At 54.7% G+C, this 13,860-nt stretch carries 13 protein-coding genes; 3 read left to right on the plus strand and 10 right to left on the minus strand.

Annotation, left to right across the window (positions count from 1 at the left end):
• Positions 1 to 32: 32 nt before the first annotated feature.
• The 10 genes from ATY02_RS21030 to ATY02_RS21075 all read right to left on the minus strand — a co-directional run bounded on the left by ATY02_RS21030 (position 33) and on the right by ATY02_RS21075 (position 12,256).
• On the minus strand, positions 33 to 1,547 hold the full coding sequence (locus tag ATY02_RS21030; protein WP_068588836.1) for a YaaC family protein: 1,515 nt from the start codon (positions 1,545 to 1,547) through the stop codon (positions 33 to 35).
• A gap of 184 nt (positions 1,548 to 1,731) precedes the next feature.
• Positions 1,732 to 2,082 (minus strand): copper-binding protein, encoded by a 351-nt coding sequence (locus tag ATY02_RS21035; protein WP_048377695.1) that lies wholly within the window; start codon positions 2,080 to 2,082, stop codon positions 1,732 to 1,734.
• Complete coding sequence (locus ATY02_RS21040; protein WP_048377696.1) at positions 2,079 to 5,237, minus strand: efflux RND transporter permease subunit; 3,159 nt, start codon at positions 5,235 to 5,237, stop codon at positions 2,079 to 2,081. Before ATY02_RS21040 ends, ATY02_RS21035 begins: the two co-directional genes overlap by 4 nt.
• The gene (locus ATY02_RS21045; protein WP_048377697.1) at positions 5,234 to 6,718 is read right to left on the minus strand and encodes an efflux RND transporter periplasmic adaptor subunit; all 1,485 of its coding nucleotides are present in this window, start codon (positions 6,716 to 6,718) and stop codon (positions 5,234 to 5,236) included. Before ATY02_RS21045 ends, ATY02_RS21040 begins: the two co-directional genes overlap by 4 nt.
• Positions 6,715 to 7,971 (minus strand): TolC family protein, encoded by a 1,257-nt coding sequence (locus ATY02_RS21050; RefSeq protein ID WP_048377698.1) that lies wholly within the window; start codon positions 7,969 to 7,971, stop codon positions 6,715 to 6,717. The genes ATY02_RS21045 and ATY02_RS21050 overlap by 4 nt, the downstream gene beginning before the upstream one ends.
• 99 nt (positions 7,972 to 8,070) lie before the next feature.
• Positions 8,071 to 8,412: a hypothetical protein gene (locus ATY02_RS36150; protein ID WP_048377699.1), complete on the minus strand. Its 342-nt coding sequence runs from the start codon at positions 8,410 to 8,412 to the stop codon at positions 8,071 to 8,073.
• A 74-nt stretch (positions 8,413 to 8,486) separates the two neighbouring features.
• Positions 8,487 to 9,425 (minus strand): copper homeostasis membrane protein CopD, encoded by a 939-nt coding sequence (copD, locus tag ATY02_RS21060; protein ID WP_068588834.1) that lies wholly within the window; start codon positions 9,423 to 9,425, stop codon positions 8,487 to 8,489.
• Positions 9,426 to 9,428: 3 nt separating this feature from the next.
• A complete protein-coding gene (gene copC / locus ATY02_RS21065) occupies positions 9,429 to 9,812 on the minus strand; it encodes a copper homeostasis periplasmic binding protein CopC (protein ID WP_019821291.1) in 384 nt (127 codons plus the stop codon).
• 369 nt (positions 9,813 to 10,181) lie between these two features.
• Positions 10,182 to 11,570 carry a heavy metal sensor histidine kinase gene (locus ATY02_RS21070; RefSeq protein ID WP_068588831.1) on the minus strand — a complete coding sequence of 463 codons (1,389 nt, stop codon included), beginning with the start codon at positions 11,568 to 11,570 and terminating at the stop codon, positions 10,182 to 10,184.
• The gene (locus ATY02_RS21075) at positions 11,567 to 12,256 is read right to left on the minus strand and encodes a heavy metal response regulator transcription factor (protein WP_024078225.1); all 690 of its coding nucleotides are present in this window, start codon (positions 12,254 to 12,256) and stop codon (positions 11,567 to 11,569) included. Before ATY02_RS21075 ends, ATY02_RS21070 begins: the two co-directional genes overlap by 4 nt.
• A 205-nt stretch (positions 12,257 to 12,461) precedes the next feature.
• Here ATY02_RS21075 and ATY02_RS21080 point away from each other — a divergent pair, with 205 nt between their 5' ends.
• The 3 genes from ATY02_RS21080 (at position 12,462) to ATY02_RS21090 (ending at position 13,858) form a co-directional block, all read left to right on the plus strand.
• Entirely contained in the window at positions 12,462 to 12,815 is a 354-nt protein-coding gene (locus ATY02_RS21080; RefSeq protein WP_048377465.1) for a co-regulatory protein PtrA N-terminal domain-containing protein, read from the plus strand.
• Between the two features lie 161 nt (positions 12,816 to 12,976).
• Positions 12,977 to 13,513, plus strand: a complete 537-nt coding sequence (locus ATY02_RS21085; RefSeq protein WP_048377466.1) for a cupredoxin domain-containing protein — start codon at positions 12,977 to 12,979, stop codon at positions 13,511 to 13,513.
• Between the two features lie 93 nt (positions 13,514 to 13,606).
• The gene (locus ATY02_RS21090) at positions 13,607 to 13,858 is read left to right on the plus strand and encodes a DUF2933 domain-containing protein (protein WP_082149905.1); all 252 of its coding nucleotides are present in this window, start codon (positions 13,607 to 13,609) and stop codon (positions 13,856 to 13,858) included.
• Positions 13,859 to 13,860 lie beyond the last annotated feature (2 nt).

Raw genomic sequence — 13,860 nt, forward strand, 5'->3', positions numbered from 1 at the left:
GGACGGAGGAATGCTCAGGGTCTTCAACCATCCTAGGAAAAAAACGAGCCGGGTTGATGGACAGAGATCGACTGCCCCGTAATTTTCTCCAGAAACTGTTCTGGAAGAATGCGCTCAACTGCTGAGAGAAACGTCTCGATCAGTGACCTGAAATGATCAAGCTCCCCTTCCTGTATCTGCCGCCATAGGCTTGGACGATAGCGAACCAGAATGGACAACGCATAGAGCAACACCAAACATGTCGCTCGATACTCATTTATCGTTCCAAAGAGAGGCAGCATTAGCGCATGTCTTTTAAATGGACTGTGATGTAGCTGAAGTGCATCCCACCAAATACTCGACTCCGGATGATCAATTGCCACACGGAAATGGCTTGCTGATGACCTAGACGAAACTTGGATGATCTCGCGAATTGCCCCAGGAAAAGCAGCAATATCATCCATAGTCATTCGCCCAGACTCATCTATCAAAAGAGCGTAGGTCGTCGTCGCACGGTGGTGTCGACCATTACTTTCTTGATCGTAAGCAGGAGTAACCCAAGAAGGTTTACCTTCAAATATGTCCTCAAAAAGATCCGCAACCTCAGGTATCCGAGAAAACAGCTGCTCCATCGTAAGCCAGCTTTCAACGGGCAGTGCTTTCAGTGCATCCAGACCGTCTGGTTTCCGTTTGGCAGCGACAAGTGAGTTTGCAGTCATCGATTTAACCCAACTTGGGAAAAAACCCGAGACGAGCGCGCCAATGGCCAGACTCTCAAATCGGTCATCTAAACCATCATGGGTGTAAAGGCCATGCCCTTTTTTGGTTGTTGCCTCCAACTCTGAAAGGGTTTGAGGACCACCTGGTGAAGCAAGCATCTCGGCAAATGCGAACGACATTGTGCCGTAATACAGATTGAGTACACGTTGACTGACATTTCTTCGATTAATGGCACTGAAATAATCGGTGGCATTTCGGAGCGCGAAAGCAACGCCCTCTCCCTTTGACACAATGGTCGACGGCTCAAGACTTAGGCTTTCAAGTTGAGCGCGACGGTCGACCATCTTTCGAGCAAGAGTTGCACTTTTTAACTGAGCAAGCCTCGCCCAGACTGCTTCTATCGGAGTCTCTGAAAGCAGCACTCGCCGCGGTGCTTGCAACTCTTCAAGGCTCGTCTCTTCTGCTTGCGTTGTCGTAGGAGCAAACTTTCCAGTGCTGCTTTCACGGTTCCATTCGATGAGAAAGGGTTGAAAATCGTCAATCGGCTTCACGGGAATGGATACCCCCATAGCGAATGACTCAACCATGTACGGCTGTCCGTTAAAAAAGATAACGGACACCTCTCCAGCCAGTTGCTTGTATACATTGTTGCTCGTCGCTGACGAATAGAGTACTGCGGCCGAACGCTCCGCCCCGCCTCTAGACGCCTTTACGACCACATACTCTCCTGCGGCAACCTCACGGACTATGGACGCTTCCCAGCCATGTCCGACTAGCTTATCAAGCATATTTCTTTTCACTGCGTCCCGCAGAATATCTAAGCGCGCCTTCCATCCGCTGTCTTGCATATGCCTTCTCCTTGCTCTGTCTCTCTACCAAACACTATCGCAGCTTCATTCATAGCATTGATCGATCGAATCCACAGCCAATAGCGGCCATACACGCTCCGTTACTGAATAATTGGTTTTCGTAAAAAGCGGGTGGCAGAAGCCGACGCGACATTACGCTCCGGCTACTTCCATTACCGCCATTTCACTTTTTGATGGATACAATCGTGGCTCGGCCACCCTCTAACCGGAATGAAAACGACACTCGGTCTCCGGCCGTCAGCCCTGTCAGCTGATCTTCCGTTACGGAAAAAGCCATGGTCATAGCAGGCCACTGCACGGCTGGCACGGCGCCATGAGCGATAGTCACTGTCTGCTTCTCGGAGTTAATTGACTTGATCGTGCCCTCCGCTTTGGCTATCGGAGCCTGCTTTACGTCCTGCTTCATCTCCATGCCCTCCATACCGTCCATTTTCATGCCCGGCACGTCCTCTGCCAGGGCAGAAAGAGACAGCGCAAATACGGTGCTTGCAACTGCAATCAGGGTCAGTTTCATAGGACGTTTCCTTGAGAGTTAATGGGTTCAACTGAGAGGTGCCGGCGACGCATCAGGCGATAGGCTGCCGGAATGACAAACAGCGACAGCAAGGGTGCGGTGATCATGCCGCCCACCATGGGCGCGGCGATGCGACTCATCACCTCGCTGCCGGTGCCGCTGCCCAACAGGATGGGTAACAGGCCGGCAATGATCACGGCCACGGTCATGGCCTTGGGTCGAACGCGCTGCACGGCCCCTTCACGAATGGCCGCAATCAGCCCACGCTCAGTGTTGTCACCGAGGTCTTCACGTTCGGCCCAGGCGTTTTTCAGGTAGAGCAGCATGATCACGCCAAATTCGGCAGAAACACCGGCCAAGGCGATAAAGCCGACCCCGGTGGCGACCGACAGGTTGAACCCCAACAGATAGAGGAACCATGCCCCGCCAGTCAGGGCGAATGGCAGAGTGGCCATGATCAGCAGGGCCTCGTCGAAGCGGGCAAACGTCAGGTAAAGCAATACGAAGATGATCAACAGCGTGGCAGGCACCACCAGTTTGAGTCGTGCGTTGGCCCTTTCGAGAAATTCGAACTGTCCTGAGTAACTCAGGCTCATGCCGGGCTGAAACTTGACCTGCTCGCTGACGACCCGGCGTAGATCGGCGACTACCGAGGCAATGTCCCGGCCACGCACGTCGATGTATACCCAACCAGAGGGCCGTGCATTCTCGCTCTTGAGCATCGGCGGGCCGTCGCTGACCTTGACCTTCGCCACTGTGCCGAGGGTGATCTGGCTCCCTAGCGGGGTGTAGATCGGCAATTGCTCCAGGGCGCCGAGCGAGTCACGCCACTCCCGAGGGTAACGTACGTTGATCGGGAAACGTGCGAGCCCTTCAATGGTCTCCCCGACGTTCTCACCGCCGATAGCACCGGCCACGATGGATTGCACATCGGCGATGTTCAGCCCGTAACGAGCGGCTGCCTTACGATCGATATCCACATCGATATAGCGACCTCCCGTCAGACGCTCGGCCAGCGCCGAACTGACGCCGGGCACATCCTTGGCCACCCGCTCGACCGCCTGGGTAGCGGCATCAATCTCGGTCAGGTTGGTGCCGGCAACTTTCACCCCAATAGGACTCTTGATCCCCGTGGCCAGCATGTCGATTCGGTTGCGAATCGGTGGTATCCAGATATTGGTCAGCCCAGGAACTCGCACCACTCGATCCAGCTCTTCCACCAGTTTTTCCTGAGTCATACCTGGGCGCCATTGCTCCTGTGGCTTGAACTGGATGGTGGTTTCGAACATCTCCAACGGCGCCGGGTCGGTGGCAGTTTCAGCACGACCGGCTTTACCAAAGACATGTTCGACCTCCGGCACGGTCTTGATCAGGCGGTCGGTCTGTTGCAGCAGTTGCGCCGCTTTCTGCGCCGACAATCCCGGCAGAGCCGAAGGCATATAGAGCAGGTCGCCCTCGTCCAAAGGCGGAAGAAACTCGCCACCCAAGCGCGACATTGGCCATAGTGCGCTGATAAAAACCAGCAACGCGACCAGCAGCGTGATCTTCGGTCGTCGCAAGACTGCATCCAGAGCCGGCTGGTAGATCCGGATTAGCCAGCGGTTCAACGGGTTCTGTTGTTCACTGGGAATTCGTCCCCGAATCCAGTAGCCCATCAACACCGGCACCAAGGTCACTGACAATCCCGCCGCTGCGGCCATGGCGTAGGTCTTGGTGAAAGCCAGCGGGCCGAATAGCCGCCCCTCTTGGGCTTGCAGGGTGAACACCGGAATGAACGACAGGGTAATGATCAACAAACAGAAGAACAGTGCTGGTCCAACTTCAGCCGCCGCTTCGGTCATCACGTGCCAATGACGTTCACCCTTCAGTTCCTCCCCCGGATTGGCCACGTGCCAAGCCTCAACCTTCTTGTGCGCGTTTTCAATCATCACCACGGCAGCGTCGACCATGGCACCGATGGCGATGGCAATTCCGCCCAGGGACATGATGTTGGCGTTGATCCCTTGATAACGCATCACGATGAAGGCGATCAGCACCCCCACCGGCAGGGAGATGATTGCCACCAGAGATGAACGCAGGTGCCAGAGGAAGATGCCACACACCAACGCGACGACGATGAACTCTTCGAGCAGTTTGTGGCTGAGATTTTCCACCGCGCGGTCGATTAGTTTGCTGCGGTCGTAGGTGGTGACGATTTCCACCCCCGCCGGCAAGCTGCTTTTCAACTCGTCGAGTTTGGTCTTGACCGCCGCAATGGTTTCGCGAGCGTTCTTGCCGCTGCGCAGAATTACCACACCGCCAACCGTCTCGCCTTCGCCGTCGAGTTCGGTGATGCCACGCCGCATTTCCGGACCCAACTGGATCGTGGCGACATCGCCAAGGGTCACAGGCACACCACCCGATCCCAGCTTGAGTGGGATCGCCCGAAAATCATTGAGCGTTTTCAAGTAGCCGGAAGCACGCACAATGAACTCGGTCTCTGCCATCTCCAGGACGGCGCCACCGGTTTCCTGATTGGCCTTGCCGATCGCTTCGGTCACCTCAGCCTGAGTGATACCGAGGCTGGCCAGTTTGAGGGGATCAATCTGGACCTGGTACTGCTTGACCATGCCGCCCACGGTGGCCACTTCCGCAACGTTGGGCAGGGTCTTGAGTTCGAACTTGAGGAACCAGTCCTGAAGTGCGCGTAGCTGCGCCAGATCGTGTCCTCCACTGCGATCCACCAGTGCGTACTGATAGATCCAGCCCACTCCCGTTGCATCCGGCCCCAACGCCGGTTTGGCGCTGGCCGGCAAGCGACTTTGTATTTGGCTCAGGTACTCCAACACCCGCGAGCGGGCCCAATACAAGTCAGTACCGTCTTCGAACAGCACATAAACAAAGCTGTCACCAAAGAAGGAGTAGCCGCGCACGGTCTTGGCGCCAGGCACCGAAAGCATGGTGGTGGCCAACGGATAGGTCACCTGGTTCTCGACGATCTGCGGTGCCTGTCCCGGATACGGGGTTCGGATGATCACCTGAACATCGGAGAGATCCGGCAGCGCATCGATGGGCGTGCTCTGCACCGACCAGATGCCCCACGCCGTGACAAACAGTGTCGCCAGTAGCACCAGGAATCGGTTGGCTACTGACCAACGAATCAGGGCAGCAATCATAGCTGGCCCCCTGATTTCTCTAGACGCTCAACACGCAAGCCATCGTCGGTTTGACTCACTGCAATCCGGACCTTGTCGCCCGTTTTGAGGCCCTGCATCAGCGCCGGATTGGCGAGCGGGAACGTCATCGTCATGCCAGGCATGCCCAGCGTTTTGAAGGGGCCATGGGCGAGTGTGACTTCTTTGTCGTTGATCTCAACGATCTGCCCATCCGCCTCATGAAAACTGGAGGCTGTCGCGTTGATTGGTGACTGTTCCTCTGAGTTTGCAACGATGCCCTTAAGACTGGCCTCCGAGTCGAGCAGGAACTGGCCAGAGGAAACCACCTTCTGGCCCTCTTCCAGACCTTTCAAGATCGCCGTCTTGCCATCGTTTTCCTGCCCAATCAACACTTCAACAGGACGATAGCGGCCAGCGTCTTCAGCGAGCATCACCAGGGCACGTCGACCGGTGCGAATGACGGCCTCGCTCGGCACCCACAACACACTTTGCTCCGTTGAACGATTGAGGCTCACTCGTGCGGTCATACCCGGCCTGAGACGGCCTTCTGGGTTAGGTAACTCGACGCGTACGCGAAGGGTGCGGCTATCCGGATTGGTTTCCGGAAGAATCGCGCCGACGACGCCCTTGAGCACAACCCCAGGGAACGCGGGCAAACGCGCCTCTGCCGCTTGCCCCATGAGGATTGATCCAGATTCAGTCTCCGGAACGGCCAGGGCCAGCCAGACGCTACTCAAACCATTAACGCGTGCCAGTGTCTCGCCGGCGGCCACCGTCATACCCTCGCGCACATTGAGCTCTTGCAGCACACCACTAATAGGGCTGGTGAGGGTCAGGTTTGGTTGGACTTTGCCACTGCGCTCTACTTGAGCAATTAATGCCGCCGGCATCCCGGTGAGCCGCAAGCGCTGGCGAGCCGCTGCCAGCAAGCCCGCATCGCCACTGCGCTTGAGTGCGAGAAACTCCTCCTGAGCCGCAGCCCACTCAGGTACAAGGATATCCGCCATGGCGGCATTGGCTTTGATCACGTCGCCAGGAGCATGGGCATACACGCGCTCGACGAAACCCGCCGTACGGGCTTGAATGACGGCGACGTCCCGCTCGTTGAAAGCCAACACACCGACAACGTCCAGACTCGAAGCAAACACACCTCGACTGACGGTAGCCAGTCGCACACCGAGATTCTGAGTCAGGCTTGGATCAATGCGAACGGCTGCGCTGTCCCCTTTGATGTCGGCGTACTGAGGGACCAACTGCATGTCCATGAAGGGCGACTTACCCGGCTTATCGAACTTTTGCTGCGGGGACATAGGGTCGTACCAATACAGCACTTTGCGTTCGTCCAGAGAGGGGAGGCTCTGCTCCGGGGCTGCCCCAGGTACTTCGCTCATGCCCTGCTGAGCGAACCAGTAACCACCGGCAACACCCAATACCAGCGAGAGGCCTACCAGCAATGCCCCGTTCCACTTTCTAAGGTTCATTGGCTGGACTCCCCGTAAGCAAAATACAGACGCGCACTGGTCAGCGCTCGCTGCTCTTCCACGTCAATCTGTTTGAGGCGGGCTTCGATGAGCTCGCGCCGAGCGGCCACGACGGAGCTCAAATCGCCTTTGCCGGCGCGGTAGCTGGCCATGCTGAGCTCGACCTTCTCCTTGGCCAAGGGCAGCAAACTGTCCTGGGTTCGATGGACGGCACGATTCAAGCGTTCATAGTCGGCCAGCTCGTCCTCCAGTTGCTGGGTGTGCTCGCGTGACAGGGCTTCACGCTCAGCCTCAAGCTGGTTGAGTTCAGCGTGCTTGGCCGCAATTTTGGGGTTTTGCCGAGAGTCAGGAAACAGTGGTAGATCCCAGGAAAATTGCACGCTGACCATGTCGCCGAACTGTCGGCCGCGATTCTGATAGTCGACTTCCCAGCTCCAATCCGACTGTTTTTCCGCTTCGGCTTCACGGACCTTGGCTTGCGCTTCGCGGGTCATTGGCGCAAAAGCAGCCAATTCTGGGTGGTGTTGCAGCTTATGAGAGTAGTCAGAGGCTTCGACAGGCCATTCAGGCAAGCTGCCCACAGGTTTGTCATTGGCGGCTGGTCCAATCCAGCGCTTCAGGGCCGCTCGGGCCTGTGCTCTCTGACGAATCAGATCGTCCTGCTGCTCTTCCAGTTGTGCCGCTTCCTGTTTGGGCGTTACTGCATCAGCAGGTTGAGCGCGGCCGCCGGCAATTTGTGCCCGGACGGTATCGGCCAGCAGACGGTTTTCTTTGTAGAAGTCCTGAAACAGCGCGTCTTTACGCTCAACCGAGTAGCTGTTGATCCAGGCCAACGCCGTGGCCTGACGAACCTTTAGACGTTCGACCCGGCGCTCAGCCGCGGCGCGGTCAATGGCCGCATCAGCGACCTCGATTCGGGCTTTGCGCTTGGCGCTGTTGGGCATCTCCTGACTGACTCCGACCATTCGCATAGTCATGAAGTCCTGGTCGATGCTCCAGCGATCCGGCCCCCCAATGGGGTAGTTCTGTACGCCTAGCAGCAACTTGGGATCGGGTAGTTCACCAGCGGGGATGGCCGCACTACTGGCAGCCTGAATTTTCGCGTCTTGTGCAGTCAGCGACGGCGCATTGTTTTCAGCCAGCTGCAAAGCTTCATCGAGTGTCAATGCGGCAGCGAGACTCGGCAATGCCAGTACGCTTGCCGCCAGGCCGGCCACGAGGGACCACCCTGTGCAATAGCACTTGGAGTTCATGTTCACGATTCCTGTGATGATCCACTGCGCGCTTCATCAGAGATGCACGCAGATATGCCATCCCGCTAACGCGGAATGAGGCTCAGTGTGGTACAGGAATCAAGTGCGGGGCGGTCGCCATACCCCTGACGGGGTTTGTACTGGATGGGAGTCTAGGGAGAAGGACAGTACGAGGGGGCTGGATAAGGTGATAGGAGGCTTGATGATGGAGACTTGCAGCATGCCACCAGTCTTGCACTCCTGACCTGACTTACAGGGTTTGCCGTGCTCGGTGGGACTTTTCATGTCCTGGCAGCAGTCTTGCTCCATGCCGTGCATCATCGCCATGCCCATGGTTTTCATGGGGCAGGGCTCAGTCGGCGCCTGAACACCCGCCATCCCGCTGAGGGGGAGCGCCAGGCTAATCAGGAAAATCAGGCAAAACCGTAGGTAGCGTTTCATGGGCTGGAGTGTAGCCGGTGGAAATGGCCCTTACAATTCACCTTCTAGACTCCTTAGTCGGCTGTCACCAACCTCTATTCCGCGCTCATTTCCATTTCCGGACTTAAAGTGCCTAACCATGCGACAAGACAAATTATGACGACTGCCATTAAAAACTCGAGTGTCATGCTGCGGCGCAAGGCATTGACTGCGGCAGAGTATTCTCCATTTCGAACTGACCGCTCCAATACCGGACTTAGGTGAAAGCGGTTCAGCGTGGCTAAAACGATCATCCCAGCAAAGAGCAATATTTTCAAAAACAGCAGCTGGCCATAAGTACTGAGCATCACTTCATCGAGATTTGGACCAATGACAAACAGGTAATTCACTACGCCTGTGATGCTTATGATCACTACGATTACAGCGCCGGCCGATTCAAAACCAGTCAGCACCCGTGCAAGAATTCGAGCTTCCTGTTCGCCCTTTAGCGATTTCAACCGCAGCAGTAGAGCGAATGCCAATAGAGCACCCAACCAGCCACCGGCGGCTAAAAGATGGAATATATCGGTGATGAAATGCCAGTAGCGTCGGCTGCCTTCATCCATGGCGCCGTGCCCTGTCCATGCCAACGTCGCCAACGCAATCGCTCCGCATACGGTGACGATCCAGAGACTGGGTGTCGGAAATCGCTTATTCAACGCGACGCCAATAATTGCCATCACCAAGACAGCTATTCGGACCATCCAGGTCAACCCGACGTCGGTCCCCATGAGGACCATTTCAAAAATATGGTGATGTAGCTCCATAAGCTCCGACACACCGCTCATTGCTTTCGCAAGCAACAACATGGCGACAAGGGATAGAGCTACACCTGCAACAGAAGTACCGTAAAGAAGCGACTCAAAATTCAAGGCCGTGCCCGATACTCTTTCCTTTCCCCTGAGGCTGTACAAGCCGAAAATTGCCAATCCGAATAACAACATCAGGTCGAAATAAAGAGCAAAGCGAACCACAATATTTATTGAGTCGCTCATAAATCATTTCACTTTAAATGAGAAGTTGCCGGTGATCGGGTGAGTGTCCGAGGAAACAGCACGCCATTCGACTTTGTAGGTACCGGTGGTCAGAGGTGCTGCCGGTGTAATCACCATCGTTTTCGGATCACCGCCACCAGCGACGGCGGCCTTAACACCCATTGGGGAGTTCGGCATGCCAGGCATATCGGTCATGATCAGTTTTGCACCGGAAAACTGAGTGGTGAGATTCTCAGAAAAGTGCAGTTCAATTTTCGAAGGGGCCGCCGCATTCGAGCCTTCTGCCGGAGTAGAAGAAAGGAGCTTTGGATGTGCTTGAGCAACTGCACTCAGAAGCAAACCAGCGGTAAGTGCAACAGCTACGGTCGTAGTTTTAAGGAATGACATGCAAGACTCCTCACAGCAAGAGCTGTTGATTCGAGGTTTGTTTGGGAATATCTAATTTTTACTTTTCGATTCTTGTTAAAACCACTGATGATTAGCTAGTAGCCTCCGTGTTCTAGGTCAGGTTGAACACGAGAAACTCACTAGACCCCAACGTCACAGTGCAAGAACACGATGCCACACGAACGCAAACTGTTCGATTACATTTCAGTCAGCTTGACGCGGTGTTTGGCCTCGAATTGGCGGGCGTAGCGAGACTTAAAGACGAGACCGCGTGCCCCAGATACTAGGGTTCTCACTCATTCAAAAATAACGAAAGTGGACGCTGGGCGCAGGCTGAGAGATCGCCGTTGATCACAAATGCGCCGTTGATCAGCTGACCTTCAAGTCAACACTAGGAAACTCTAGATGAAAGGCCGTTTTCCCGTCACATGATGTACACCAGATTTTGCCATCATGCGCCTCAACAATTGATCGGGTAATCGACAGCCCTAGCCCTGCGTTGCTTGGACTCCCTTCTCGCCGCGCTGGGTCCACGCGATAAAAACGATCGAAAAGCTTCTCAAGATGTTCGGGGGCAATGGGTTCTCCGTGGTTCTCCACGACGACCAATACCGACATCTCCTTCTGGAGGATTTCGACACTGATCGTCTTCCCTTCAGAGGTGTAGCGAAGCGCGTTAGAGAGCAGGTTAGAAATCGCTCTGTGGAGCATAAGAACATCGCCTCGGACGCTGCCCCTTCCTGAAACCTTGAGTTCAATCCCCCGCTCATCAGCCAAAAGGCGGTAGTACTCAAGCAATTTTTCCACGACTTCCACCAGGTCTATTGGTTTGTTCTCGTGTGTGATCAGACCGTTGTCAGATTTCGCCAGAAAAAGCATGTCATCAATCATCCGACTCATACGCTTCAAGTCATCAAGATTTGAGTACAGGTTGTCTTCGTAGTCCTCAATATTCCTTTTTCTTGAAAGCACCACTTCGGTGTGGGTCATCAAGTTGCTCACGGGGGTCCGTAGCTCGTGGGCAATGTCTGCGGAAAAGTTCGATAACCGGACAAATGCATCGTCGAGCCTGGACAACATTGCGTTAAACGACAGCACCATTTGCTGAAGTTCTTTCGGAACGGGTGCTAAGGGGATGCGCTCTTTGAGTGATTTTGCTGACATTGAGGCAGCGACCCGCGTGACCTGGCGAATGGGCCGCATGCCACTGCTTGCTACCATCCAGCCGAGTGCAGCACTGACCAATGCGCTGATCACCAACCCTATCCAAAACCATCGTTCAAGCGTCTCGAAAAAGGACATATGCCGAGTAACGTCAAAGATCAAAATGACTGTCAACGGCTTGTTTTGCCCCGTCACAACGGCTTGTGCCGTCACTCCACGGAACATCTGCCCTTGCTCCCGCCACTCCCAGACGTTGTTGTTTGTGGTTGTGCGGAACTCCTTCGGAATATCTACCGGACCGGGATCAGCAAACAGCAGCTTGCCGTCACTATCGATTATTAGGGCAGTCAAATCACGGTGAGCCCCCAGCAGCGCCTCCAGCTCAGGCTTAAATTCGCTGAATTGATCGATGCTGTTCAACCCGGACAAAATTCTCTGGGTCGAGTGGAGCTTTTCGTTCAATGCCTGCTGATCCAGCATCTTAAAGTGATGCCGGCTGAGGTTATTGAAACTGAGTCCGGCGACCGTGAGCACGGCCGTTACCGCGAGCATGAACATCAGACTCATGCGGGTCGTCAGGGACATTCGGTTCATTCCGATTCCGAATCAGGCGCGTCGAGCATGTAACCCATTCCCCTTGAGGTATGAATCAACTTGACCTCAAAGTCGTCATCTATCTTGGCCCTCAACCTTCTCACTGCAACCTCGATAACGTTGGTATCGCTGTCGAAGTTCATATCCCAAACCTGGGAGGCGATAAGTGACTTTGGCAGCACCTCCCCTCGACGTCGTAGCAACAGCTCAAGCAACGCAAACTCTTTGGCCGTAAGGTCTATGCGCTTACCTCCACGAATGGCCCGACGCTTGAGCAGGTCCACCTCCAGATCAGCCAATTTCATATAGGTTTGCGAGGGAGCGCCGTTACCCCGACGCAGCAACGTTCTGACACGGGCCAGCAATTCAGAAAATGCGAAGGGTTTGATCAGGTAATCATCTGCCCCGAGTTCAAGTCCTTTCACTCGATCTTCAACGCGGTCTCGCGCCGTGAGGAAGAGCACGGGAACATCTTTTCCGGATGCACGAACCTTCTGAAGTACTTCCCAGCCATCCAGCCCAGGCATCATGACGTCTAGAATCAGCAGGTCATAGGCCTCGCTCAAAGCGTGCTGAAGCGCCACTTTGCCATTGGTAAAGCGATCCACATTGAACCCCGCCTCCGTGAGTCCTTGCTGCAAATAGATACCTATTTTGGGTTCGTCTTCAGCAACCAGAAGTCTCATGAGGGTGGCTCTCGGATAATGATGAAGCGCAGTCTGCAACGAAACACGCCAGCCAACCAGCAACTGACAGAAAAGTAATATTGGCTTCAGGTAGATGTCAGCGAGCGCTGTCTAGGGTTCAAGCATGAGTACTTCCTGGTGCTCGACCGACTCTTCAGCATGAAACGTTTGGGAGCCGGAAAACAATTCCATAAGGAGTTGCCCCATGAATCGCCTGAAAATGCTGTTTTTTGTGAGCTCGATACTCGTCTCAGCTTCTGTATGGGCTGAAAGTGGCGGAGACCGGGTGATAGAGCGTATGGAAGGCCTGCGCGACAGGGCTGAAGCCGTACTGATTCAAGCTGAAAAAGCCCCTGAAGGACAGCGTCATGTCCACATGGCCGAGCATATGAAGATGCTCGGCGACATCATGAGCCAACTCCATAAAGATCATCCAGACGCATCAATGCCACCTCAGCAGCACCTCGCCTGGATGGAAAAGCACGACAAAATCGTCGATGACGTTTTGAGCCAAATGCAGCGCGAGCACAAATTGATGCTTTCAGAGTGCCATCAGTAATAAGTGCTCGACGCATTTCTTGGTTAGAGCTGATTAACACGGCGTCACCTGAACGCCGTGTTTTTTTGAAAACTGACAGAAATGTAGTGTTCAGGTCAGTTAACTGGCAGCTCCGTGTCTTTAGCATAGCCAGTGCTCCCACTCTTACTCTCGAGGTCACTATGAAAGCTAATCTCGTTTCCCCTGTCATCGCAGTAATCACTCTACTCTTCGGTGCTACGGCTATGGCCAGCGCAGGGCATGGAAAAGAGGACATCGGCCAGCCCGGAGTCGCCTCTGAGGTTACCCGTACGGTGGACGTCGAGATGGGCGATGTTTTCTTCAAACCTGAAAGCATCGACGTAAAGCCTGGTGAAACTATTCGATTTGTACTTCGCAATGAGGGTTCGCTGCTGCACGAGTTCAACATCGGCAAAGCCGCTGCTCATGCAGCACACCAAAAAGAAATGGCAAGCATGTTCCAGAACGGGACGCTTAACCCCACCGGTACCGGGAAAACGATGAGCGGTATGAGCCACAGCATGGGTGGAATGAAGATGGTCGGAATGGAGCACAACGACCCGAACAGCGTCCTGATTGAGCCTGGCGCAACCCAAGAGCTGATCTGGACCTTCAACAACAGCACAGGCCTTCAGTTTGCCTGCAACGTGCCGGGGCATTATCAGTCAGGGATGGTTGGTCCGTTTGACCTGAAGTAAGCCGGAACTGGCTGCTAACACCGCTTCGACGCACGAGTTAGCTACGCTCTGTCGCAGAGATCACAGCAACGCTCGCACAGTGGGGTTTAGATCATGAATAACCATCAGCATCCGGATGGAAACACCACCGCACCATTTTGGAGGCGCAAAACAGGCGTTTTACTAATCATGCTCATTGCGATTGGTGCCTTCTACGTGTTGCGGGAGCATTTCAGCCACGTTTATCCATTTTGGCCTTATCTGATTCTGTTGATCTGTCCATTGATGCATTTTTTTGGACATGGACATGGCGGACATAGCCATGGCGATCAGGCAGCAACCCACAAGGACGAAAAAGGGAAATAGCC

Origin of the sequence: Pseudomonas sp. BIOMIG1BAC (assembly GCF_001705995.2) — a bacterium.
GTDB lineage: Bacteria > Pseudomonadota > Gammaproteobacteria > Pseudomonadales > Pseudomonadaceae > Aquipseudomonas > Aquipseudomonas sessilinigenes.